At 67.2% G+C, this 25,255-nt stretch carries 18 protein-coding genes; 11 read left to right on the plus strand and 7 right to left on the minus strand.

Annotated features, from left to right (window positions below; translation table 11 throughout):
* From recC to GO606_RS11085, 3 genes are all read right to left on the minus strand, one after another.
* Window positions 1-3,375, minus strand: a complete 3,375-nt coding sequence (gene recC / locus GO606_RS11075) for an exodeoxyribonuclease V subunit gamma (RefSeq protein ID WP_169117339.1) — start codon at window positions 3,373-3,375, stop codon at window positions 1-3.
* A 92-nt stretch (window positions 3,376-3,467) separates the two neighbouring features.
* The gene (locus GO606_RS11080) at window positions 3,468-4,748 is read right to left on the minus strand and encodes an NAD(P)/FAD-dependent oxidoreductase (RefSeq protein WP_169117338.1); all 1,281 of its coding nucleotides are present in this window, start codon (window positions 4,746-4,748) and stop codon (window positions 3,468-3,470) included.
* A gap of 275 nt (window positions 4,749-5,023) precedes the next feature.
* On the minus strand, window positions 5,024-5,974 hold the full coding sequence (locus tag GO606_RS11085; protein WP_169117337.1) for a DnaJ C-terminal domain-containing protein: 951 nt from the start codon (window positions 5,972-5,974) through the stop codon (window positions 5,024-5,026).
* A 207-nt stretch (window positions 5,975-6,181) separates the two neighbouring features.
* On the opposite strand from GO606_RS11085, the gene GO606_RS11090 reads away from it, so the two are divergent.
* The 10 genes from GO606_RS11090 (at window position 6,182) to GO606_RS11135 (ending at window position 18,577) form a co-directional block, all read left to right on the plus strand.
* Window positions 6,182-6,634 carry an Hsp20/alpha crystallin family protein gene (locus GO606_RS11090; RefSeq protein WP_169117336.1) on the plus strand — a complete coding sequence of 151 codons (453 nt, stop codon included), beginning with the start codon at window positions 6,182-6,184 and terminating at the stop codon, window positions 6,632-6,634.
* 27 nt (window positions 6,635-6,661) lie between these two features.
* The gene (locus tag GO606_RS11095) at window positions 6,662-7,039 is read left to right on the plus strand and encodes an Hsp20/alpha crystallin family protein (protein ID WP_169117335.1); all 378 of its coding nucleotides are present in this window, start codon (window positions 6,662-6,664) and stop codon (window positions 7,037-7,039) included.
* Between the two features lie 34 nt (window positions 7,040-7,073).
* Entirely contained in the window at window positions 7,074-7,580 is a 507-nt protein-coding gene (locus GO606_RS11100) for an Hsp20/alpha crystallin family protein (protein ID WP_169117334.1), read from the plus strand.
* Between the two features lie 61 nt (window positions 7,581-7,641).
* A complete protein-coding gene (locus tag GO606_RS11105) occupies window positions 7,642-9,279 on the plus strand; it encodes an ATP-binding domain-containing protein (protein ID WP_169117333.1) in 1,638 nt (545 codons plus the stop codon).
* A 109-nt stretch (window positions 9,280-9,388) separates the two neighbouring features.
* Window positions 9,389-11,803: a type I restriction-modification system subunit M gene (locus GO606_RS11110; RefSeq protein WP_169117332.1), complete on the plus strand. Its 2,415-nt coding sequence runs from the start codon at window positions 9,389-9,391 to the stop codon at window positions 11,801-11,803.
* On the plus strand, window positions 11,794-13,005 hold the full coding sequence (locus GO606_RS11115) for a restriction endonuclease subunit S (protein ID WP_169117331.1): 1,212 nt from the start codon (window positions 11,794-11,796) through the stop codon (window positions 13,003-13,005). Before GO606_RS11110 ends, GO606_RS11115 begins: the two co-directional genes overlap by 10 nt.
* Window positions 13,006-13,088: 83 nt before the next feature.
* Complete coding sequence (locus GO606_RS11120; RefSeq protein ID WP_169117330.1) at window positions 13,089-14,291, plus strand: ATP-binding protein; 1,203 nt, start codon at window positions 13,089-13,091, stop codon at window positions 14,289-14,291.
* A 10-nt stretch (window positions 14,292-14,301) separates the two neighbouring features.
* Complete coding sequence (locus GO606_RS11125; protein WP_169117329.1) at window positions 14,302-14,745, plus strand: winged helix-turn-helix transcriptional regulator; 444 nt, start codon at window positions 14,302-14,304, stop codon at window positions 14,743-14,745.
* A complete protein-coding gene (locus GO606_RS11130) occupies window positions 14,742-17,861 on the plus strand; it encodes a type I restriction endonuclease subunit R (RefSeq protein WP_169117328.1) in 3,120 nt (1,039 codons plus the stop codon). Before GO606_RS11125 ends, GO606_RS11130 begins: the two co-directional genes overlap by 4 nt.
* Entirely contained in the window at window positions 17,861-18,577 is a 717-nt protein-coding gene (locus GO606_RS11135) for a M48 family metallopeptidase (RefSeq protein WP_169117327.1), read from the plus strand. The genes GO606_RS11130 and GO606_RS11135 overlap by 1 nt, the downstream gene beginning before the upstream one ends.
* A gap of 154 nt (window positions 18,578-18,731) precedes the next feature.
* Here the strand turns inward: GO606_RS11135 and GO606_RS11140 are convergent, their stop codons facing one another.
* Window positions 18,732-19,004, minus strand: a complete 273-nt coding sequence (locus GO606_RS11140) for a mechanosensitive ion channel family protein (protein WP_246979497.1) — start codon at window positions 19,002-19,004, stop codon at window positions 18,732-18,734.
* Window positions 19,005-19,099: 95 nt separating this feature from the next.
* On the opposite strand from GO606_RS11140, the gene GO606_RS11145 reads away from it, so the two are divergent.
* A complete protein-coding gene (locus GO606_RS11145; RefSeq protein WP_169117351.1) occupies window positions 19,100-19,912 on the plus strand; it encodes an IS5-like element ISAzo23 family transposase in 813 nt (270 codons plus the stop codon).
* Window positions 19,913-19,998: 86 nt separating this feature from the next.
* Here the strand turns inward: GO606_RS11145 and GO606_RS11150 are convergent, their stop codons facing one another.
* The 3 genes from GO606_RS11150 to GO606_RS11160 form a co-directional block, all read right to left on the minus strand.
* Window positions 19,999-20,529, minus strand: coding sequence for a ProQ/FINO family protein (locus GO606_RS11150; protein WP_169117326.1), 531 nt, complete (start codon window positions 20,527-20,529; stop codon window positions 19,999-20,001).
* A 97-nt stretch (window positions 20,530-20,626) separates the two neighbouring features.
* A complete protein-coding gene (gene fdhF / locus GO606_RS11155) occupies window positions 20,627-23,476 on the minus strand; it encodes a formate dehydrogenase subunit alpha (protein WP_169117325.1) in 2,850 nt (949 codons plus the stop codon).
* Window positions 23,473-25,230, minus strand: a complete 1,758-nt coding sequence (locus tag GO606_RS11160; protein WP_169117324.1) for an NADH-ubiquinone oxidoreductase-F iron-sulfur binding region domain-containing protein — start codon at window positions 25,228-25,230, stop codon at window positions 23,473-23,475. Before GO606_RS11160 ends, fdhF begins: the two co-directional genes overlap by 4 nt.
* Window positions 25,231-25,255: the final 25 nt, after the last annotated feature.

The raw sequence follows: 25,255 nt of genomic DNA on the forward strand, positions 1-25,255 counted from the left end.
TCACAGCCTCGGGTCGTCGAGATGCGCGACGAGCGGCTGCAGCACCGTCGCGGCGTGGTCGTAGAACGCGTCACCGAGCGGGTCGGGCAGCCCGCGGAACGCGAGCCGGATCGCCGCGTCGCGGCATTCGCCAAACTCGGGCCGGCCGCCACCGCTCCATTTCTGCTCCGCCTTGTAGCGGTTGCAGTCATTGACGACCCAGGCCCACGCCGATTTCGGGAAGAACGGCAGCGGCCGCATCAGCCCTTCGCGGTACAGCGCAACCAGCGCTGCGAGCTGTCTGCGCGCGTCGTCGCAGTGCCGCAGGCGATAGACGCCATCGCGCGAATGCCATTCGGTGCACAGCTCCGCAGCGTCGGGGGCGGCCGCGCACAGCGCGAGATGCGCGATCCAGCCGGCGACATAGTCGTTCGCGCGCGCCTCGTCGTAGCGGTGGCGCACGAGGCCCGCCGGGCGCAGGTCGCCGAACGCGGCGTCGAGCGTCCAGCGTTCGCCGCCGAGGTCGAAATCGAGGTGGGCCTGCAGCGGCGGCAGCGGGTCGGGCGCGAGCGCCGCGCGCAGGCCGCCGGCATAGGCCTGGAGGACGTCGAATTCCCGGTCGAGCAGGCGCTCGCCGAGCGGCCCGGCAGGGAATTCACCCCCCGCGCTCGCGAGATTGCGCACCGCGTCCGGGTTGCGCCCCGCGAGCAGCGCCGGCAGCAGCCGCTCGGCGAGCGCCTGGCGCTCCGGCCACGCCGGCAGGAACGCTTCGTCGTCGATGAGCTCCTCGTCGCCTTCGGACACCCTCACGCCGAGCCGTTCGCGCAGCAGGAAGCGGGCCGGATTGCGGAAGAAGCGGATCAGCCGGTCGAGCCCGACCGTTCGCCATTCGTCGGGCGGCGGCGGCAGCGACGCGACGAAGAACGGCGCCTCGCCGGCGTCGTCGGGTTCGCAGCCGTCTTCCTCGTCGCGCTCGCTGCCGCTATCACCGCAGACCGAACGTGCAGCGGGCAGCCCGCGCGCTGCCGCCTGCAGGCGGGCACGCAGCGCGTCGCAGTATTCGGCGTTGAAGCTCGCGAGGCGCGCGTCACGCTGCGGGTCGGCGATGAAATAGTTGCGCGAGAACGCCTGCAGCGGATGAACGACCGTCAGCCGGCGCCGCGCGGCGGCGAGCGACGCCGCGTCGAGCGGATCGGCGGCGCACGCGCGCGCGGCGTAGTCGAGCAGCTCGTCCACCAGCACCGAAGGCGGTTTTTCGCTGTTGTCGCGCACACTGCGGCCCGCGTACGACAGATGCACGCATTCGCGCGCGGCAAGCAGCAGGTCGAGGAACAGGTTGCGCTCGTCGTCGCGGCGCTGGCGGTCGCCGCGCGCGCCGTGCTTCGCCATCAGGTCGAACTCCACGGCCCGGTCGGCGCCGGGGAACGCGCCGTCGTCGAGGCCGATCGCGCACACCACGCGGTACGGCAGGCTGCGCAGGCTCGTCATCGCCGAAAACGTCACCGCGCCGCCGGGCACGCCGCCGCGCGCCGGATCATCGAGCAGCGCGGCGAGCGCGTCATGCACGAGGGCGAGCGGCACCGGGCTGCGCAGCCCGCCGGCCTGCATGTTCGCGTGCAGCTCGGCGCTCGCCGCGAGCACGGCGCGCCGGTCGTCGGCCCACTCGGCGTCGGGCGGGATCAGGCGCTCGAGCAGTTCGACGAGCAGCGCGCGCCAGCCGTCGGCGTCGTGCGGGCGGCGCGCGGCCGCCTCGAGCCACTGCAGCGTCTCGACGTAGCGCCACAAGCGGCCGAGCGCGAGCGCCTCGCCGCCTTCGGGATTGCCGGCGCCGAGGCGCCCGCCGAACAGCACCGGGCCACCGCCCTCGCCCTCCTCGCCGGGGCTTGCGCCTCCATCGCCGAGCGCATAGGCGAGGAACAGCCGCTGCAGGCCTTCGGCGAGGCTGTGGCGGTCGACGCCGGGCAGGCCGAGCCGGCGGCGGTGCGCGCCGTCGAGCCCCCAGCGCACGCCGGCGGCGCGCAGCCATTCATGCACCTGCTCCAGATCCGCGCCATCGAGGCCGAAACGGCGCGCGACCGGCGGCTGCTGCAGCAGGTCGAACACGCGGCTCGCCGGGAAACGGCTCGCGGCGAGCGCGAGCGCGGCATCGAGCACGCGCGCGACCGGATTGATGCGCGTCTGGCCGAGGCCGGTGATCGTCCAGGGAATGCGGCGCGACGCCGGCGCGGTGCCGAATACCGCTTCGATCAGTGGCGCCGCGGCGTCGAGATCGGGCGTGACGACGAGGATGTCGTCGGGCCGCGGCGCGTCCGGGGCGGCGAGCAGCGCGAGCAGCCGGTCGTGCAGCACTTCGAGTTCGCGCGTAGCCGAATGGCACACATGCACCTCGACGCTGCGGTCGTCGTCGGCGAGCGCGATGCTGCCCGGCACGAGGTCGACGAGGTCGAGCACCGCGTCGTGCAGCTGCGCGAGCAGGCTCGTGCCGCCGGCCGGGACGAACAGGCTGTCCTCGATTTCCGGCGCGCCTGCGCCTTCGAACAAGAGGTCGATGTGCGCCTGCGTCTGCCGCCCCCACGCGGCGAGCAGCCGGTTGCCGGATTCGAAATAGAGATCCTGCTGCCGGCCGGCGAGCCAGGCGAGGCGGCGCGGCTCGACGATCTCGAACCAGTACTCGCGGCACGGATTGAGCACGTACAGGCGCACGTCGACCCGCTGCGACAGTTCGCGCAGCACGTCGCGGTAAAGCGGCGGCATCGCCGGCAGGCAGAACACGTGCACCGACTCCGGCAGGATGCCGGGCAACGCATCGCCGGCTGCGGCGACCACGCGGAAAAAGGTTTCTGCCGGGTGCTCGCTGCGCGTCCCCAGTTCCGCCGTCAGCCGGCGCCACAGCCCGGCTTGCCAGGCTTCATCGGCGCGCGCGTCGTCCGGCAGGCCGGCGACCGTCCGCCCCGCGGACCATTCGGCGAGCCAGCGCGGGCGGTACGTGAGGTAGTGATCGAAGACGCGCGCGACGCGCTCGGCGAGCTCGAAGCGCATCGTCGCGTCGGCCGTCCCGAGGTAACGTGCGAGGCGCGGGTGCGCGCCGGTCCAGGCGGCATCCTGGAACTGCTCGAAAATCCGCCACACGAGCAGCGCCGGTGCGAACGGGGACTGTTCCCCGACCGGGACGACCTTGTCGATCTGGCTCCACAGCCATTGCGCGAGGTACGAGAAGCGCAAGTTCGCCGCGACGCCTTCGCGCCGCGCGACCGCGAGCTCGACGCTGCGCCGCAGCGCTGCGCTCGGCACGACGATCTCGCGCATGCCGAACGGCCCCGGCTGCTCGTCGGCGAGGCGCGCGAGCAGCGTTTCGAGGAGCACTTCGTAGCGGTTCGAGAAGGCGAGCGAGAGCATCGGCACGGAGGCGAGGCGGATCAGGGCGTCATGTTACCCGCTCCGCGCGCTGCGGCGTCGCGCCGGCGGTGCGCGCGGCACCGCCGGGAGCTTCAGGGGTGTTCGCGCAGCTTCCCGATGCCGACCGCCTTCAGCACGACTTTTTCATAGATCGGCTCGGTCGTGCCCTTGCGCATCTTGTGCAGGAAATATTTCTCGAAGCCGACTTTCGCCAGGTGCACCCACTTGCCGTGCGCGACCCAGTTCACGTTGCGCGGCGGGATCTGAGGCAGTGCGACGAAAGCAGCGCCCGTGTCGCCGAAATCGGCGAGGCAGATCGCGTTCCACGTCGCCGTCTCGACCGGTTCGCGGCCGTCGATCAGCGCCCGGATGTTCTGCGCCGTCGCGGTCACCATCGACTCGATCATGTAGCCGGTCTTCGGCGTGCCGGTCGGGACCGGCGTCACCTCGACGGGCGGGATGGCGACGCAGACGCCGATCGCGAACACGTTCGGATACTTCGGGTTGCGCTGATGCCTGTCGATCAGCACGAAGCCGCGCGGATTGACGAGCCCTTCGATGCCGAACACCGCCTCCACGCCCCGGAACGCGGGCAGCATCATCGAGTAGCGGAACGGCAGTTCGTGGCGGCGTTTCTCCTTGCCGTCCTCGTCATGCTCGATGACGTGCATCCTGCCGTCCTCGACGCGCTCGACCTTCGCGTTGCAGATCCACTTGATATGGCGGTCGCGGAAGATCGATTCCATCAGCCCTTTCGAATCGCCGACGCCGCCGAGACCGAGATGGCCGATGTACGGTTCAGAGGTGACGAACGTCATCGGCACGCGATCACGTATCTTGCGGCGGCGCAGGTCCGCGTCGAGGATCATCGAGAACTCGTAGGCCGGCCCGAAGCATGACGCGCCCTGCACCGCGCCGACGACGATCGGCCCGGGATCCTGCACGAACGCCTGCCACGCGTGCTCCGCGCGCACCGCATGATCGACATGGCATACCGACTGCGTGAAACCGCCGTGCGGACCGAGCCCGGGGATCTCGTCGAACGCGAGTTTCGGCCCGGTGGCGATGACGAGAAAGTCGTAGTCGAGGCGCCGCCCGTCATCGAGCTCGACGGCGTTCGCCGCCGGCTCGACGCGGCGAACGCCGACCGGGATGAAGTCGATATGCTTCTTCGCGAGCACCGCCGCGGGGTCGACCTCGATATCCTCGCGCTTGCGCCAGTTGACGGCGATCCACGGGTTCGACGGCACGAAGTGGAAGCGCGGATCCTTCGCGACGACGGTGATCCGGTCCTGCGTGCGCGCGGCTTCGCGCATTTCGTAAGCCATCGGCAAGCCACCGAGTCCGGCGCCGATAATGACGATGTGAGCCATGTCTCCTCCCTGAGTACGCGGATCGGCCGACGAGCGGCGCCCGAACCCGCCGATCCGGTGGGGGCGCACGAGTGGCCATGCGCGCTGCGACACGACGCGGAGGCGGCATCCGGCGGCAACCCATGAAGTATATTAGGAACATCTAATTAATTAAGCAATGCGCGACTGCGCTCCGTGCGAGCGCCTCCGCAGCGCGCGAGTTGGTTCGGTGTCGAGCGTCAGCGCCGCCCCGTCGAGCAGCAGGCCGGTGAGGGGACGCCCTGTCGGCTCGTCGCTCAGCCTCCCAGACCCTGGCGCGGGTTGAACGCGAGCTCGCGCGCCATCCGCTCGTAGAACTGCCGCGCCGCTTCGGTGTCGGCTGGCGGCAGCACGATGTCGAGGACGAGGTACAGGTCACCCGGCTCGGTCCCCGGAATGCCGCGCCCCTTCAGCCGCAGCTTGCGACCGTTCTGCGAGCCCGGCGGAATCCGCACCGAAACCGTGCCGGCTGGCGTCGGCACGTCCACCGACGCGCCGAGCGCCGCCTCCCACGGCGCGACCGGCACCGTCTCGAAGACGTCCCGACCGTCGACGCGGTAACGCGGGTGCGGGCGAAAATGGACTTCGAGAAACAGGTCGCCCGCCGGGCCGCCCCCGGCGCCCGGGCGTCCCTGTCCGGCGAGCCGGATCTGCTGGCCGTCGCGCACACCCTTCGGGATGCGCACCTGCAGCGTGCGCTCTCGCGTCGTCACATGGCCCTGCGGGTCGAGCTCGGGCGCCCGCAGTCGGATCTCGCGCGTCGCGCCGTGGAACGCGTCGTCGAGGTCGATGACGACCTTCGCATGGTGGTCCTCGCCGCGTGCGTGGAAGCCGCGCGAGTGGAACTGCGCGCCGCGACCGCCCTGCCCCATCTGGCCGAACAGGCTCGAGAAGAAATCGCTGAAGTCGCCCGCGTCGCCTCCCCTCCCGCCGCGCGTGAACTCGAAGCCGGCATCCCAGTCCGGCGGCGGCCGGAAATCCTGGCCGGCGCGGAAGCCGCGGCCGAGCTGGTCGTACGCCGCGCGCTTTTCCGGATCGGACAGCACCGCGTTCGCCTCGTTGACCTCCTTCATGCGCAGCTCTGCGTCCGCCGCCTTGCTGACGTCGGGATGGTACTTGCGCGCGAGCTTGCGGTACGCGCGCTTGATCTCGTCGGCCGACGCATCGCGCCCGACGCCGAGCACCTGGTAGTAGTCCCTGAATTCCATGCGTTCCGATCTCCCAGATCATTTTCTGCGTGGCAATCGCCCCGCATATTGACTACAAGATAGGGGTGCCGGCACGGCTTGAAAAGGCTCTTGAACTCCGTCGCTCCGAACTCATATGGGGAGTGCAGGGCGACGGAGACGCCGCCCGGTTGCGGCGGATCGCAAAGTCCGCGACAAGTTGAACCTGGATGGATCAAGGAGGTTGCCATGTATGAGTCGCTTCTGAACTTCCCCGGCGGACTGTTCGCCGATTTCGACCGCCTGCAGCGCGAATTGCAGCAGGCGTTCGGCGCGGTTGGCCAGCCGAGCAGCATCCGCGCCGTCGCGAGCGGCACCTTTCCCTCGATCAACGTCGGCAGCACGCCCGGCTCGGTCGAGATTTACGCGTTCGCTCCCGGCATCGACCCGTCGAAGCTCGACGTGCAGATCGACCGCGGCGTGCTGACGCTATCGGGCGAGCGCCCGAGCGCGCTGCCTTCGGGCGACGAGCGCCAGGCGGTGTATGCGTCCGAGCGCTTCTCCGGGCGCTTCCGGCGCACTGTGAGCCTGCCCGAGGACATCGACCCGGACCGCGTCACCGCGAACTATCGCGACGGCGTGCTGCACATCTCGGTTTCGCGGCGCGAATCGGCGCAGCCGAAGCGCGTCGAGATCAAGTAAGCGATCGAACGGACGGAGGACATTGAGATGAACGACAAGCAGGAAGTCACGAAAGCGGAACGCCAGAGCGACACGCCCGCGCTGCTGCCACGCGTCGACGTCTTCGAGGACGGCACCGGCATCACGCTGCTCGCCGACCTGCCCGGTGTCGCGAAGGACAAGCTGACGCTGCGCGTCGAAGGCGACACGCTGCAGCTCGAAGGCGAGATTTCGCCGGAGACGCCCGCGAACATGGAAGCGGTCTATGCCGAGCTGCACCTGCCGCGCTACCGCCGCGCCTTCACACTGAGTTCGGAGCTCGACACGGACAAGGTCAACGCGCAGTTCAAGGATGGTGTGCTGACGCTGCGCATCCCGAAGCACGCGCACGCGCAGCCCCGCAAGATCGAGGTCAAGATCGTATGAGCGCGGGCCGCGACGATCGACAGGAGGTGTCACGATGAACAGGATGGCCGAGTTCAAGCACGGTCTCGAGGAGGCATGGCAGTCGGTCGCCGACGGATGGCGGCAGCTGCGCGATCGCGCTGCCGGCGCGCTGACGCATTTCGGCCCGGGAAAGGCCGCGTCCGCCGCCGACGCGCGCGCGCCAGAATCTGCCCAGTTCCCGGCGGCGACCTGGGCGCTGCTCGCCGGCGACGTTTTCGAGGACGACGACAAGCTCGTCGTGCGCGTCGAGGCGCCCGGCCTCGAGAAGGACGACTTCGACCTCGAGGTGCGCAGCGACGTGCTCATCGTTCGCGGCGAAAAGCGCTACGAGCACGAGGCGACCGAAGGCCGCTACCGCGTACGCCAGTGCGCATACGGCAGCTTCCACCGCGCGATCCCGCTGCCGTCGCCGGTCGAGGCCGGCGGCGCGAAGGCAACTTACCGCAACGGGGTGCTCAGGATCGAGCTGCCGAAGGCCGCCCGCGCGAAAACGCGGCGCATCGAGATCCGCAGCGGCTGACGCGCACGGGCGGCGGGCCGGAGTACCATGCCCGCTGCCCGACACGCGACGGATCGAGCGGATGGCACGCATTTACCCGGAGGGATGGCGACAGATGCCCGCGAGGGGCAGGCTCGCGCGTGAGCTCGACACGCTCGCGACGCTCGCCGCCGGCCTGCCGGACGACCACGCGGTCTATCACGGCGTGCATTGGACGCGTGTCGAGCGCGAGCATGCGCTGTTCGGCGCGATCGACTTCGTCGTCCTCGGGCCGACCGGGCGGCTGCTGCTGATCGAGCAAAAATCCGGCTTTCTCGACGAAACGCCGCAAGGACTCGTCAAGACCTACGCGAAGGAAAAGAGCCACGTCGGCGTGGCGATGGCGCGCAGCGCCGGGCAGCTGCGCGAACGCCTCGCCGCTTTCCTCAAGGGTCACCAGGCGGACGTTGAGACGCTGCTGTACTGCCCCGACTACACCGTTCGCCAGCCCGGCAGCGCCGGCGTCGATCCGGCACGGATCGTTGACGCCGGCCGACGCGAACATCTCGCCGCGATCGTGCAGAGCCTGTTGCGCGAAGGGCCGCGCGACCGCGTCGTGCTCGACAACGTCCACCGCTTCCTCGCGGACCAGCTCGAACTCGTGCCGGACGTCAACGCGTTCATCGGCCAGGCCGAGGCGCTGTACACGCGGCTCGCCGGCGGCCTCGCCGAATGGGCGCGGCGCATCGACATGGAACCGTTCCGGCTGCGCGTGACCGGCACCGCCGGCAGCGGCAAGACGCAACTCGCGATGGCAGTGTTCCGCGACGCGCTCGCAGCCGGACGCCGGCCGCTGTACGTCTGCTACAACCGCCCGCTGGCCGACCACATCGCGCTGATCGCGCCATCCGGCGGCGGCGTCGCGACCTACCACCAGCTGTGCGACCGTGTGCTGCGCGCGCACGGGGCAGTGCCGGACTTCTCGCAGCCGGACGTGTTCGCGCGCCTCGAACAGGCGTTCCGCGAACTCGACCCCGGCGAGGACTGGCATTTCGACGAGCTGATCGTCGACGAAGGCCAGGACTTCCGCGACGAGTGGCGCGACGCGCTGCTGCGCCTGCTGCGCCCCGGGGGGCGCGCGTGGTGGCTCGAAGATCCGTTGCAGAACCTCTACGGCCGGCCCGAGGTCGCGCTGCCGGGCTGGGTGCGCATCACGAGCGAGCGCAATTACCGCAGCCCGTCGGACATCATCGACACGCTGAACCGCGCGCTGCCGCTGCCGCACGCGCTCGAAGCCGCCAGCCCGCTCGGCGGCTCGGGGGTCGAGCTCCTGACGTGGAAAGACGAGACCGCGCTCGTCGAGCAGACCAAGCGCGCGATGACCCGCGCGATCGGCCTCGGCTTTCGCCGCGGCATGATCGCGACGCTCACGTTCCGCGGTCGCGAGCACTCGCTGTTCACGCCGTACGAGCGGCTCGGCGCGCACCGGCTGAAAGCTTTCACCGGCAGCTACGACCTGCTCGGCAACCCGGTCTACTCGGAAGGCGACTTCCTGATCGACTCGGTGTACCGCTTCAAGGGCCAGGCCGCGCCGTGCGTGATCTTCACCGAGATCGACTTCGACGCGCTCGACGAGCTGACGGTGCGCAAGCTCTTCGTCGGCGCGACGCGCGCGAGCATGAAGCTGATCCTGGTCACGTCGGAGAGGGCAGCGCGGCTGCTCGCGCAGCGGACGGAGTGACCCTGGCCCGGCCGCCATCAACCCGTCCGACGGGCGCTCCACGCGCGCGATCTCGCAGTATCCTTGCGGGCGCGCCGAAGGGCTCGCGACCACAAATCGATAGAACGTCATGGCCATCAAGAAATCCGAGCTTTACTCTTCCCTGTGGGCGTCCTGCGACGAGCTGCGCGGCGGCATGGATGCCAGCCAGTACAAAGACTATGTGCTGGTGATGCTGTTCATCAAGTACGTCAGCGACAAGTACGCCGACGTGCCCTTCGCGCCGATCCAGATCCCGCCCCGCGCGTCATTCCGCGACATGGTCGCGCTCAAAGGGCAGGCCGACATCGGCGACCAGATCAACAAGAAGATCATTGCCCCGCTCGCGAACGCCAACAAGCTCGCCGACATGCCGGACTTCAACGATGCCGCCAAGCTCGGCAGCGGCAAGGAGATGGTCGATCGGCTCACCAACCTGATCGCCATCTTCGAGAACAAGGCGCTGGATTTCTCGAAGAACCGCGCCGACGGCGACGACATCCTCGGCGACGCCTACGAATACCTGATGCGCCACTTCGCCACCGAAAGCGGCAAGAGCAAGGGCCAGTTCTACACCCCGGCCGAAGTCAGCCGCATCATGGCCAAGATCATCGGCATCGGCGGCGCCGGCACGACCAACGACACCACCGTGTACGACCCGACCTGCGGCTCGGGCTCGCTGCTGCTGAAAGTCGGCGACGCCGCCAAGGCCGACGTCACGCTCTACGGCCAGGAGAAGGATGCGGCGACCAGCGGCCTGGCGCGCATGAACATGATCCTGCACGACAACCCCGGCGCGCTGATCATGCAGGGCAACACCCTGGCCGATCCCAAGTTCAAGGACGGCGAAGCGCTGAAGACCTTCGACTACGTCGTCGCCAATCCGCCGTTTTCGGACAAGCGCTGGAGCAACGGACTCGACCCGCTGCACGACCCCTACGAGCGCTTCCAGACCTTCGGCGCGCCGCCGGCCAAGCAGGGCGACTACGCCTACCTGCTGCACATCGTGCGTTCGCTCAGGAGCACCGGTAAGGGCGCCTGCATCCTGCCGCACGGCGTACTGTTCCGCGGCAACGCCGAGGCCGACATCCGCCGCAACCTGGTCAGGCGCGGCTACATCAAGGGCATCATCGGCCTGCCGGCCAACCTGTTCTATGGCACCGGCATTCCCGCCTGCATCGTCATAATCGACAAGGAGGATGCCCAGGCGCGGAAGGGCATCTTCATGGTCGATGCGAGCGGCGGTTACATGAAGGACGGCCCCAAGAACCGGCTGCGCGAGCAGGACCTCCACAAGATCGTCGACGTCTTCACCCGCCAGGACGGAGCTGACCCCAAGTACGCGCGCATGGTCGGCCTGGCCGAGATTGAGAAGAACGACTACAACCTCAACCTGCCGCGCTACATCGACGGCAGCGAAGCCGAGGATAGGCAGGACATCGAAGGCCACCTCAAGGGCGGCATCCCGGCGGCGGACGTCGAAGCGCTGTCGCGCTACTGGGCGGTCTGCCCGCAGCTCAAGGCGCGCTTGTTCAAGGCTCGACGCCCGGGCTACCTCGACCTGGCGGTGGAAAAGTCCGCGATCAAGGCCAGCATCCACGGCCATGCCGAGTTCGCGGCCTTCATCGCCGGCATCGATGCGCATTTCGCCGTCTGGCGCGCGCAAAGCGCCGCCGCGCTCAAGACCCTGGCGCCGGGCTTTCACCCGAAGGACCTGATCGAAGAGATGTCGGAGAGCCTGCTCTACGCGTTCGCCGACCGACCGCTGCTCGACCCCTACGACATCTACCAGCACCTGATGGACTACTGGGCCGAGACCATGCAGGACGACTGCTACCTGATCGCCGCTGACGGCTGGCAGGCGCAGACCTACCGCGTGATCGAGACCGACAAGAAAGGCAGGCAGAAGGACAAGGGCTGGGCCTGCGACCTCGTGCCCAAGCAAACCCTCGTCGCCCGCTACTTCGCCGCCGAGCAGACCGCCGTCGAGCAACTGGGCGCCGACCTCGAAGCGGCTGCCGCCGAGCTCGCCGAGCTGGAAGAGGAACATACCAGCGAAGATGGCGCGTTCGCCGGCTTCGACAAGATCAACGTCGCCGGCGTGAAAGAGCGCATCAAGGAAATTGGGAAACTGGGCGGCAAGGATGCCGACGCGGCCGACGAGCTGGCCGTGCTCGAGCAATGGCTGCAACTCGCGGCGAACGAGGCCGCGCTCAAGAAGCGCCTCAAGATAGCCGAGGCCGAGCTCGATGCGCTGGCCTACGCCCATTACCCGAAGCTCGGCGAGGCCGAGATCAAGACCCTCGTGGTCGATGACAAATGGCTCGCCGCGCTGGATGCCGCGATCCACGGCGAGATGGACCGCGTCAGCCAGTCGCTGACCCGGCGCGTGAAGGAACTCGCCGAGCGCTATGAAACGCCGCTGCCGCAGATGGCCGGGCGCGTCGCGGAGCTGGAAGCCCGCGTGAACCGCCACTTGGAGAAGATGGGGTTCGCATGGAAGTGAAGGAACCCGGCGCCAGGTATCTGGCGAAGCCGGCTTACAAGCAGACTGAGGTCGGACTGATTCCCGATGATTGGGAAGTAGTCTCAGTTGGATGCATCGGAACGTTCTCATCTGGCGCCAGAATCAGTATCGCGATGCTCGGTCCGGAGTCATCTGACGCCCCGGTGCCTGTCTACGGCGGCAACGGCATCGCGGGATTCACGAAATCTGCGCTCGTGCAGAACCCCACAGTCGTCATCGGCCGCGTAGGGCAGCGGTGCGGGCAGGTTTTCATAACCAGCGGGCCTTCTTGGGTGACTGACAATGCGCTGTACCCAAGATCGCTTCATCGCCCGATGTACGTACCCTTCCTCGCACGAGCGCTGGCGGCCGCGGGATTGAACGATCTGAAGAATCGCAATGACCTCCCTCTGGTAACGCAATCGATCTTGCATGCTGTTCGGATCGGGATCCCCGCCACCAACGCAGAGCAAGAAACCATCGCCGAAGCCCTGAGCGCTGCGGATGCGCTGATCGAGTCGCTGGAGCAACTGCTCGCCAAGAAGCGCCAGATCAAGCAAGGCGCGATGCAGGAACTGCTCACCGGCCATAAGCGCCTGCCGGGGTTTGCGGGGGAGTGGGACTACAAATTGATAGGCGAATTTACTGACTGCACCGCTGGAGGGACGCCAAGTACAAGGGTCCCGGCATATTGGGGTGGTTCGATCCGATGGATGAATTCGGGCGAACTTAACCTCAACACAGTGACCGAGGTAGAAGGGAGAATTACCGAAGAGGGACTGCGAAACTCCAGCACGAAGCTGATACCAGCAAACTGTGTTCTGATTGGACTTGCCGGGCAGGGAAAGACTCGTGGAACGGTCGCGATAAATCTTGTGTCGCTTTGCACCAATCAATCTATTGCCGCGATATTCCCGAATGAATCCTTTGACTCGCGTTATCTCTACTACAACCTCGACAACCGTTACGATGAACTGCGCGAGCTTTCGACTGGTGACGGCGGGCGCGGCGGCCTCAATCTAACGATCATCCGCTCCTTGGTCGTTCCTTATCCTTCGGTTCCAGAGCAAACCGCCATCGCCACCGTCCTCGCCGACATGGACGCCGAGACCGCCGCGCTCGAGGCCAGGCTCGCCAAGGCCTGCAGCCTCAAGCAGGGCATGATGCAGGAATTGCTGACGGGGCGGATACGACTGGTCTGACCGTAGCCCCGGCCAGGGGCGCTTATTGACTTTTATCTTCACGGGGATAAATTATCGCAATCCAGATAAAACAACATAAAGCGATGATCTCCTACCCCCGTACTCCGCTGGCCGACGAACTGGTCACCGCCCTGCAAGGCCGGGCGGGTTTCAGCGATGCCCACAACGGGCTGTTTCTGGCTGCGCCGCGCCGTACCGGCAAATCCACCTTTCTACAAGGCGACTTGCGCCCGGCGCTGGAGCGCGCTGGCGTCGTGGTGGTGTATGTCGATTTGTGGGCCGACACGGCGCGCGACCCGGGCGCCCTGATCGCCGCCGCGATTGGCCGGGCCTTGCAGCCCCATCTGGGCATGGTGGCCAAGGCGGCGAAGAAGGCCGGCCTCGAGAAAGTGAGTCTCGCAGGCTGGTTGCAGGTCGATACCAGCAAGATCGGCAAGCTCGACGGGCTGACGCTGGTCGATGCCTTGAGGGCGCTGCACGAAACAGCCGGCAAACCGGTGGCGCTGATCATCGACGAAGCCCAGCACGCGCTGACCAGCGAGGCGGGAGAGAACGCCATGTCGGCGCTGAAGTCGGCGCGTGACCAGATGAACCGCCCCGGCGAGGTGAACCTGATGCTGGTGATGTCCGGCTCGGATCGGGACAAGCTGCTGCGTCTGGTCAACACCAATGCGGCGCCGTTCTACGGTTCGCAAATCCAGCGCATGCCGCCGCTGGGGCCGGATTTCATCGCCTTCATTGCCGAGTTGATCGTGGAACAACGCCCGGACTTGCGCCCGGTGGATGCCGCGACGCTGCAAGCCGCATTCGAGAGTTTCGGCAATCGGCCGCAGTTTTTCATGGAGGCGTTGGGCCAGGCGCTGAGCCCGCTTTCCGGCATCACCGGACGCTTCGAGCCCGCCGTGTTGGAGGCGGCACGGCAGCGTCAGCGCGATGACGAGGCGCAGATGGAATCCGACTACCTTGGCCTCAGGCCGCTGGAACAGGCCGTGCTGTGGCGCATGCTGGAACAGGGGTCGCGCTTTCGCCCCTATGACGCGGAAGCATTGAAGTTCTATCGTGCGCAGACGGGCGGATCGGTCAGCGCCCAGCGCGCACAGAACGCCCTTGAAGCCTTGCGCCAGCGCACGCCGCCGCTGGTATGGAAATCCGCCCGCGGCGAATACGCGGTCGAAGACGCCGCAATGCACCGCTGGTTCGAGGAGAAGAGCAGCGCCGGCTGCTGGCCGCCGCGCAACCCGCAAGGCGATCTCGATTTCGCTGCCAGCGACACCGCAGATTCCTGAGGACGCCCGAATGAGCGATATCAGGGCCAATGCGTTCTTCCGGGCCAGCTATATCGAATCGTGGGGCCGCGGCATCGAGAAGATCTCCCGCGAGTGCCGCGAGCACGGGATCGAGGCGCCGATCTACGACTTCAGCATGTCCGGTTTGATGCTGACATTCAGGGCCAATCCGGCACATCTCGCTGCAGCCATGGGCGGAGATAAGGTCGGAGATAAGGTCGGAGAAAACGCTGGTAAAAGCGCGGGTGAAAACGCCGGTGAAAGACTGACCGATAACCAGCGCCATATCCTGACGCTGCTGAACCAAGACAATCGCCTGTCGGCGCGGGAATTGGCCGAGCGGATCGGCATCTCCGCCCGCAAGGTGGAAGACAACCTGGCCAAGCTGAAGGCACTTGGGTGCTTGCGCCGCATCGGCTCGGCCAAGGGCGGCCACTGGGAGGTACTGAAATGAGCGGCATCGGCCAGCCCGAGCGGGCGACGCAGAACCGCGTCACCGCCCTGTTCCGCGACGAGTTGCAGTATCGCTACCTGGGCGACTGGAGCGACCGGGCGGGCAACAGCAACATCGAGGAAGGCTTGCTGACGGCCTGGCTGAGCGGCGCGGGCTACGCGCAGGCCCAGATCAGCCGGGCGCTCGACATCTTGCGCCGCGAGGCCGACAACCACGGCCGCACGCTCTACGGCAACAACCAGGCGGTGTATGGCCTGCTGCGCTACGGCGTGCCAGTGAAGACCGAAGCCGGCAAGCCGACCGAGACGGTGCACCTGATCGACTGGCGCGAACCGCAGAACAACGACTTCGCGCTGGCCGAAGAGGTGACGCTGAAAGGCGGCCATGAACGCCGGCCGGATGTCGTGCTCTATCTGAACGGCATTGCGATCGGCGTGCTCGAGCTGAAGAGCAGCCGGGTCAGCATCGGCGACGGCATCCGCCAGAGCCTCTCCAACCAGCTGCCCGAATTCAACGCGTGGTTTTTCAGCACGGTGCAGTGCATCTTCGCCGGCAACGATTCCGAGGGCTTGCAGTACGGCACCATCAAGACCGAGGAAAAGTACTTCCTGAAGTGGAAAGAAGACGAGGCCGACAACAGCCGCTTCAAGCTCGACAAGTACCTGCTGAAGATGTGCGAGAAGCAGCGGCTGATCGAGCTGCTGCACGATTTCGTGCTGTTCGACGGCGGCGTGAAGAAGCTGCCGCGCGTGCATCAGTACTTCGGCATCAAGGCCGCGCAGCAACATGTGCGGCAGAAGAAAGGCGGCATCATCTGGCACACCCAGGGCGCGGGCAAGAGCATCCTGATGGTGCTGCTGGCGAAGTGGATTCTCGAGACCAACCCCCATGCGCGCGTGGCGATCATCACCGACCGCGACGAGCTGGACAAGCAGATCGAGCGCGTGTTCACCGAGGCCGGCGAGACCATCTGCCGCAGCAGCAGCGGACGCGACCTGATGCGCCAGCTCGGGCAGGCCAGGCCGCGGCTGCTGTGCTCGCTGGTGCACAAGTTCGGGCCGGATGCGCGCGGCAGGAAGGATCGCGAGTTCGACGCCTTCATCAAGGAGCTCGAGGCGCAGCCCAGCCCGACGGTGGGCGAGGTGTTCGTGTTCGTGGATGAATGCCACCGCACCCAGAGCGGCAGGCTGAATCGGGTGATGAAGGCGATGATGCCCGATGCCGCATTCATCGGTTTCACCGGCACGCCGCTGTTGAAGCAGGACAAGGCGACGAGCCTGGAAGTGTTCGGCGGCTACATCCACACCTACAAATTCAGCGAGGCGGTGGAGGATGGCGTGGTGCTGGACCTGGTGTACGAGGCCCGCGACATCGACCAGAAGCTGGGCGCCAGCGAGCAGATCGACCAATGGTTCGAGACCAAGACCAAGGGGCTGAACGACTGGCAGAAGGACGAGCTGAAGAAGCAGTGGGGCACGATGCAGAACGTGCTCAGCTCGAAGGCGCGCATGGACCGCGTGGTGGCCGACGTCATCTTCGACTTCGCCGTCAAGCCGCGCCTGTCGAGCGAGCGCGGCAACGCGATCCTGGTGGCCTCCAGCATCTACGAGGCATGCAAGTACTTCGCGCTGTTCCGGAAGACGCCGTTCAAGGGGCGCTGCGCGGTGGTGACCTCGTACAACCCGCAGGCGAAGGATGTGACGCTGGAGGAAATCGGCGCCAACACCGAGACCGACAAGCAGTTCATCTACAACACCTACACCGAGCTGCTGAAGGACGTCGAGGCCAGTTCCGGCATGACCAGGACCGAGACCTACGAAGAGAAGGTCAAGGCGCTGTTCATCAAGGAGCCGGCCAACATGAAGCTCCTGATCGTGGTGGACAAGCTGCTGACCGGCTTCGACGCGCCGCCGTGCACCTATCTCTACATCGACAAGTCGATGCAGGACCACGGGCTGTTCCAGGCCATCTGCCGCACCAACCGTCTCGACGGCGAGGACAAGGACTTCGGCTACATCGTCGATTACAAGGATCTGTTCAACAAGGTCGAGAACGCGATTGCGGTCTACACGTCCGAGCTGGACCACAGTGCAGGCGGCGCCGACCCCGAGGTGATGGTGAAGGATCGCCTGAAGCTGGGCCGCGAGCGGCTGGATGCGGCGATCGAGGCCCTGGCGCTGCTGTGCGAGCCGGTCGAGCCGCCCAGGACCGAGCTGGAGCACATCCACTACTTCTGCGGCAACACCGAGATTCCCTCCGATCTGGCCGCGCGCGGGCCGCACCGTGCGGCGCTCTACAAGGGCGTGGTGGCGCTGATCCGCGCCTATGCGAACATCGCCGACGAACTTGAGCCGGCCGGCTATGGTGCGGCCGACATCGAACGCATCAAGCGCATGCAAAAGCACTATCTCGACCTGCGCGAGATCGTGCGCAAGGCCGCCGGGGAAACGCTCGACCTCAAGCCCTTCGAGGCCGACATGCGCCACCTGATCGACACCTACATCGAGGCCTCGGCGCCGCGCAAGATTTCGCCTTTCGACAACCTGGGCCTGCTCGACCTGATCGTGAACACGGGCATCGCGAGCGCCATCGCCAGCCAGTTCGGCGGGCTGAAAGGCAACAAGGACGCGATTGCGGAGAGCATCGAGAACAATGTCCGCAGCAAGGTCATCAAGGAGCACCTGACCGACCCCGCGTACTACGAGAAGATGTCCGCGCTGCTCGACGAGATCATCAAGCTGCGCAAGGAAAAGGCCATCGAGTACGAGGAATACCTGAAGCGCATCGCCGAACTGGCCGCCAAGGTGCAGGCCGGCAAGGGGCCGGGTACCCCTGCGCAGCTCGATACGCCGGGGCGGCTGGCGCTCTACAACAACCTGACCGATTACACGTCGCCGAAAAAGGCGGCAGAGCCCGATGCGCCCTACGTCGATAAGGATGCCGCGCTCGATCTCGCGCTCAAGCTCGACCAGGCGGTGAAGCAGAAGCGTCCGGACGGCTGGCGCGGCGTGATGGCTAAGGAGCAGATGGTGAAGCAGGCCCTCTACGAAGTGCTCAAGGACATCGACGCCGTGAATCGCCTCTACCCGATCATCTTTGCGCAGAAGGAGTACTGATGGTGGCGCGAATCGATCTGGGCGACATGCAGATCGAAGTGATCAGGAAGGACATCAAGAACCTGCACCTGAGCGTGCTGCCACCGCAGGGCAAGGTGCGCATTGCCGCACCCCGGCAGATGAACCCGGACACGATCCGTGTCTTCGTAATCTCGAAGCTCGCCTGGATCAGGAGCCAGCAGCGCAAGATGCAGGCGCAGGAGCGCGAAGCACCGCGCGAATACCTCGATCGCGAAAGCCACTACGTCTGGGGCAGGCGCTACCTGCTCAAGCGCGTCGAGAAGGACGCTGCGCCCGCCATCGAACTCGAGCACGCGAAGCTGGTGATGCAGGTGCGCCCCGGCACGGACGAGGCGCACTGCCAGGCGATTCTGGAGGCTTGGTATCGCGAGCAGATCCGCGCTGCCGTGCCCGAGCTGATTGCCAAGTGGGAACCCGTGATGGGCGTAAAGGTCGGGCGCGTATTCGTGCAGCGCATGAAGACCAAGTGGGGAAGCTGCAACCCGGCGTCGTGCGCGATCCGCCTCAATACCGACCTCGCCAGGAAACCAGCGCAGTGCCTCGAATACATCCTGGTGCACGAGATGACGCACCTGCTGGAGCCGACTCACAACGCCCGTTTCACGGCGTTGATGGCACTCTTCCTGCCGCAATGGGAGCACCTGCGCAAGCAGCTGAACCAGCTGCCGGTGCGGCATGAGGAGTGGGGATATTAGACAACCGGGAACGAGGATCCTTGGCGCTGTGGTATTCAGAGATGAGTGGCACACGAGCCGACCGTCCCGGCTTGGCCAAGGCGCAATCTGCAGCAGTTCATCGAACTGGCCGCGCCGCTGCACCGACACGCCGGGCACCGCGCACGAAACCGGCTCATCCCCCTTCCCCTGTCCGCCCCCAGCAGCGGATCGTGCGTTGGAAGAAAAGGCTGTTCGGCACTCGCAGGACCGTTTCGGTCTGTTCGACGGGGATTTCCTGCAACGTCGTGTAGATCAGGTTGATATCGATCACGCGGCCTTTGAGTCCGGGTTTTTCGCCATTTTCCAGCACCTCGATCTGATCGAAGAGGCGAAACGGCCGGACGGTGAGGATCAGCAGCGTGCAGAAGATGTTGGACAGCACGCTCCACGCGGCGAAGAAGGCCACCGCTGCTCTGGGCGCTGCCGCGCGGGCACGGATCAGCCTTATTAGAGCGTGTTATGAACTTATGCAGCTGATATAGTTGATGTTTTTTGATCACTGTGAGCAGAAAACCCTACCCGAGCGATGTCAGTGAAGAGGAGTGGCATTTCGTGGCGCCGTATCTGACGCTGATGACCGAGCAGGCGCCGCAGCGCAGCTACCCCTTGCGCGAAGTGTTCAACGCGTTGCGCTGGCTGGCTCGGGCCGGCGCGCCGTGGCGACTTTTGCCGAATGATTTTCCGCCCTGGCAGGTGGTGTATCAGCAGTTTCGCCGCTGGAACGATGCGGGCTGTTTCGAGGCGATGGTGAGCGACATGCGTTCGATCATCCGAGTCGGCGACGGTCGCAAGGCCCAGCCCAGTGCCGTGATTCTCGATGGGCGAACGCTGCAAAGCAGCTGCGAAAGCGGGCCGCGTGCCGGCTACGACGGCTACAAGCGGCGTCGGGGCAGCAAAGTACATATGGCCGTGGATACGCTGGGGCAACTCATTGCGCTGACCGTCACGCCGGCCGATGAACAGGAGCGCGCGCAGGTCAAGGACCTGTGCGAGGCGGTGCAGCAAGCCACGGGCGAAACGGTCAAAGTGGCGTGGGCCGACCAAGGCTACACGGGCGACGAAGCTCGGAAAGCGGCCAAGGCGGCGGGTATCGATCTTCAAATCGTCAAACTTCCCGAGGCGAAGAAGGGATTTGTATTGCTGCCCCGGCGCTGGATCGTCGAGCGCAGTTTCGGGTGGCTGTCCCGATTCAGACGACTGAGTCGGGATTTCGAGCGGATGCCGCAAGTGCTGGCCGGATTGCATTTCGTCGTCTTCTGCATCCTCATGCTGCCCAAGGCCGCGTCCTGGCTGGCACTGGAAGCAAGTTCATAACACGCTCTAGGGACGCACCGCGCCCTACCTGCGAGATTGGCAGCTAGGTCGCGCGCCCGGCGTAGCCGAAAGCGACGCGCCCCGCTTCAGCCCTTCGCGAACTTCCCCAGCAGCTGCTGCAGCTTCTCGGCCTTGCGGCGTTCGGCTTCCTCGGCTTCGCGCTTCGCCTTTTCGGCTTCGAGCGCGTCCTTCTTGCGCTTGGCGGATTCGGCGAAGCGCTCCTTCAGCGTCTGCTTCGCGTGCACGCGCTGCTCTTCGGTGACTTCGCCTTCCGGCTTGCCGTCGAGGTCGAAGCGCGCCGTCGCCTTCTCCATGACTTTCAGGTAGCGCGTCGAGGCGGTGTGCAGGCGCATCGCGCTGCGGATCACCTTGCGGTCGAGATCGGGGAAGCGGGCGGCGATGGCCTTGTCGATGCGCAGCGCGAGCGGCTTGACGTCGCGGAAAGTCGGCGACGCTTCCTGCAGCTTCAGCAGCAGGCCGCGTGCGTCGAGGTGCGGGCGCTTCGCGCCGGGCTGCGGTTCGGCGGTCGCTTCGGCTGCGGTCGCTTCGGCGGTCTGCGCTTCGACTTCAGGGGCTTGCTCGTCGAGCTGCGCTTCGGAACGGGTTTCGGTAGTCATTGCGGGGACGGAAATGCTTCGGCTGCGGACGGGAGCGCGCATGATCGCACGAAATACCGGAGGATAGCCGCTGCCACGCCGCGGCCATCCTCATGCATCACGCTTGCGCCCGGCTTTCGGCGCTCAACTTGACCGCGCAGTACTTGAACTCCGGGATCTTGCCGAACGGGTCGAGCGCCGGCTGCGTCAGCAGGTTCGCCGCCGCTTCGACGTAGCAGAACGGCATGAACACCGAGCCGCGCTGCACCGCTTCGTCGGCGCGCGCCTCGAGCACGATCGCGCCGCGCCGCGTCTCGAGGCGGACACTTGCGCCGGACGCAAGCGCCTGCGCGGCGAGGTCGTCCGGATGCACCGAGCACCACGGCAGCGGTTCGAGCGCGTCGAGGACGTCGGCGCGGCGCGTCATCGAGCCGGTGTGCCAGTGTTCGAGCACGCGCCCGGTCGTCAGCACCATCGGGTAATCGGCGTCGGGCAGTTCGGCCGCCGGTAGCGGCCCGACCGCGACAAAGCGCGCGCGGCCGTTCGAAGTCGGGAAATCGGCCTCGAACAGCACCGGCTGCGACGGCTCGTCCACGGCGAACTTCGGCGCGACGACGGCCTCTTCGGTTTCGAGCGCCGCCCACGTGATGCCGGCGTAGCTCGGCAGCGCCCGGCGCAGTTCGTCGAAAATCTCCGCCGGACCGGCGTAGTTCCACGCGAGGCCGAGGCGCTGCGCGATCTGCTGGATGATCCACCAGTCGGGGCGCGCGTCGCCGGGCAGCGGCAGCACCGGGCGCGACAACTGCACGAGGCGGTCGGTGTTCGTGAAGCTGCCGGTCTTCTCCATCAGGCTCGAGGCCGGCAGGATCACGTCGGCGAGCATCGCCGTCTCGGTGAGGAACAGATCCTGCACGACGAGGTGCTCGAGCCCGGCGAGCGCGGCGCGCGCATGCGCGAGGTCGGGGTCGGACATCGCCGGGTTCTCGCCTTCGATATACATGCCGCGGATATCGCCCGCGAGCGCGGCGTCCATGATCTCGACGACGGTGAGGCCCGGCACGTCGGACAAGGGCGTCTCCCACAGCGCCTCGAACTGCGCGCGGATCGCCGGATCGGCGACGCGCTGGTAGTCCGGGAACATCATCGGGATCAGGCCGGCGTCGGAGGCGCCCTGCACGTTGTTCTGGCCGCGCAGCGGATGGAGTCCCGTGCCGCGGCGGCCGATCTGGCCGGTCATCAGCGCGAGCGCGATCAGGCAGCGCGAGTTGTCGGTGCCGTGGATATGCTGCGAAATGCCCATGCCCCAGAAGATCATGCTGTTCGGGCCGCGCGCGTAGAGGCGGGCGACTTCGCGCACGGTCTCGGCGGCGATGCCGGTGATCGCCTCGACCCGCTCGGGCGGGTAGGCGAGCGCCGCAGCGCGGAACGCGTCGAAGCCGGTCGTGCGCGCCGCGATGAAGGCCTCGTCGGTGAGCCCTTCCTCGATGATCACGCACGCGAGCGACAACAGCAGCGTCACGTCGGCATCGGGGCGGAACTGCAGGTAACGGTACGCATGGCGCGCGAGCGGGGTTTCGCGCGGGTCCATCAGGACGAGCTTCGCACCCCGCTCGACAGCGTTCTTCATGAACGACGCCGCGACCGGGTGATTCGACGCCGGGTTCGCGCCGATGACGACGATCACGTCGGCGAATTCGACGTCGCGCACCGGGTTCGACACCGCGCCCGAGCCGATGCCTTCGAGCAGCGCCGCGACCGAGGATGCGTGGCACAGCCGCGTGCAGTGGTCGACATTGTGCGTGCCGAAGCCGGTGCGCACGAGCTTCTGGAACAGATACGCTTCCTCGTTGCTGCCTTTCGCCGAGCCGAAGCCGGCGAGCGCGTGCGGGCCGTACGCGGCTTTTATGCGCGCGAGGCCGGCCGCGGCAAAGTCGAGGGCCTCGTCCCACGTCGCTTCGCGGAACGCGGCGAGCGGCGCCGCCGGGTCGAGATCGACCGATTTCGGGATGCCGGGCCGGCGGATCAGCGGCGTGGTCAGGCGGTGCGCGTGGCGCGGGTAGCCGAAGCCGTAGCGTCCTTTCACGCACAGCCGCCCGGCATTCGCGGGGCCATCGCGGCCTTCGACGTGGACGATCTTCGCGGCCGGGCCGTCGCCGGCGACGTGGTAGGTCATCTGGCAGCCGACGCCGCAGTACGGGCACAGGGAATCGATCGCACGCATCGCCGGCTCGGCAACCGGCGCTGCCGGCTCGACGGGTGCGGGGACCGGCGCCGGCTTCTCGGCGAAGGCACCGTGCACCGCGACGGGTTCGCCGGCAGTCTGCCCCGGAAAATCCGCGAGTGCCGCCGGCAGCAGCGCGCCGGTCGGGCAGGCCTGCACGCATTCGCCGCAGCCCACGCACGAGGACGTGCCCATCGGATCGTCGAAGTCGAACACGATCGCGGTGTCCGCGCCGCGCCGGGCCAGCCCGATGACGTCATTGACCTGCACTTCGCGACACGCGCGCACGCAACGCGTGCACTGGATGCATGCGGCGAGGTCGACCGCGATGCCGGGGTGGCTGCGATCGGGCAGCGGCTGCGCGCGCGGCGCGAAGCGCGAGCCGACGACGCCCAGTTCGTCGCACCAGTGCGCGAGCTCGGAGTCGGGCTTCTCGGCGGCGGCGGGCACGTCGGCGCGCAGCAGTTCGAGCACCAGGCGCTGCGACGCGCGGGCGCGGTCGCTCGTCGCTTTCACCTTCATGCCGGGTTTCGGTGCGCGGCAACAGGACGGCGCGAGCACGCGCTCGCCGTCGATCTCGACGACGCACGCGCGGCAGTTGCCATCAGCCCGCATGCCGTCCGTGTAGCACAGGTGCGGGATATCGACGCCGGCACGGCGCGCCGCGAGCAGGATCGTCTCGCCGGGTTGCGCATCGATCTCGCGGCCGTCGAGTTCGAAGCGGACCGGGTTCGTCGGAGCGTTCATGCCGCGCCCTCCTCGTTCTCGCCGGCGACGCCGACTTCGTGCGGGAAAAAGCGCAGCACGGATTGCATCGGGTTCGGCGCAGCCTGGCCGAGGCCGCAGATCGAAGCGTCCATCATCAATGTTCCGAGTTCGGTCAGCAGCGCGGCGTCCCACGTCGGCTGTTTCATCAGTTCGGCCGCTTTCGCGGTGCCGACGCGGCACGGCGTGCATTGGCCGCAGGATTCGTGGGCGAAGAATTCCATCGCGTTTTCGGCGAGCACGCGCGCGCGATCGAACTGCGAGAACACGACGATCGCCGCCGAGCCGATGAAGCAGCCGTAAGCGCCAAGGGTGTCGAAGTCGAGCGGCACGTCGGCGAGGCGCGCCGGCAGCATGCCGCCGGACGCGCCGCCGGGGAAATAGCCGTACAGCTCGTGGCCCGGCAGCATGCCGCCGCAGTGTTCATCGACGAGTTCGCGCAGCGTGATGCCGGCGTCGGTGACGACGACGCCGGGCCTCAAAACGCGGCCGCTGACGGAGAAGCTGCGCAGCCCCTGGCGACCGTTGCGGCCACGGCTCGCGAACGGGTCGGGTCCGCCCGCAAGCGCGGGTGCGACGATATCGCGCACCCACCACAGGGTCTCGAGGTTGTGTTCGAGCGTCGGGCGACCGAACAGGCCCACTTCGGCAACGTACGGCGGGCGCAGCCGCGGCATGCCGCGCTTGCCTTCGATCGACTCGATCATCGCCGACTCTTCGCCGCAGACATACGCGCCGGCGCCGCGGCGCAGCTCGATCGGCGACAGATCGGGCCACGCGGCGCGCACGCGGTCGAGCTCCCCGGCGAGCAACCGGCGCAGCGCCGGGTATTCGTCGCGGATGTAGATCCAGATGCCGTCGATGCCGACGACGTGCGTGGCGATCAGCATGCCTTCGATGAAGCGGTGCGGATCGGTCTCGAGGTAATGGCGGTCCTTGAACGTGCCCGGCTCGCCTTCGTCGATATTCACCGCCATGAGCCGCGGCGCGGGCTGCGCAGCCACCGTGCGCCACTTGCGCGCGGCCGGGAAGCCCGCGCCGCCGAGGCCGCGCAGGCCGGCGGCGTCGAGTGCGGCGATCACCGTATCACCTGCGATTTCACCGCTGCGCACGGCCTGCCACAGCCGGTAGCCGCCGGCCGCGCGGTAGGCGTCGAAACGGATCGCGTCGGGCAGCGGCTCGTCGCGCTCGCCGCTCGCAACCGCCGCGGCGACGCTGTCGGCATCGGCGTGCAGCACTGGCTTCTGCCCGACGACCGCGACCGGCGCCGAGTCGCAGCGCCCGACACAGGGCACACGCTGCACGCGCACGTCGGCGCCGAGCCGGGTCGCGAGCGACGCGGCAAGTTCGACGCCCCCCGCCATCGCACAGCCGAGCGACTCGCACACGCGCACCGTCAGCGCCGGCGGCGCGGCTTCGCCGGCGCGGACGATGTCGAAATGGTGATAGAAGCTCGCGACTTCATAGACTTCGGCGCGTGCGAGCTGCAGCGCCTCGGCGAGCGCGGCGAGATGGTCGGCGAACAGCGCGCCATGCTCGTCCTGCAGGCGATGCAGGTATTCGATCAGGCGGTCGGCGCGCGGCGTCTCGCCGGCGAGCGCGGCCGACGCGGCGAGCCGCGCAGACGGCGGCAACGGCTCGCGCCGTCGCGCCCGGTCCGCCGAACTTTCGCGGGATCCCTTGCCCGGGCGTGCGCCCGCGCTGCGCTGCTTTTCATCGATCATGCTCGTGCTCACGATTGCGCCTCATCCGATCCTTCAT

This window comes from Aromatoleum anaerobium (genome assembly GCF_012910705.2).
Taxonomy (GTDB): Bacteria; Pseudomonadota; Gammaproteobacteria; order Burkholderiales; family Rhodocyclaceae; genus Aromatoleum; species Aromatoleum anaerobium.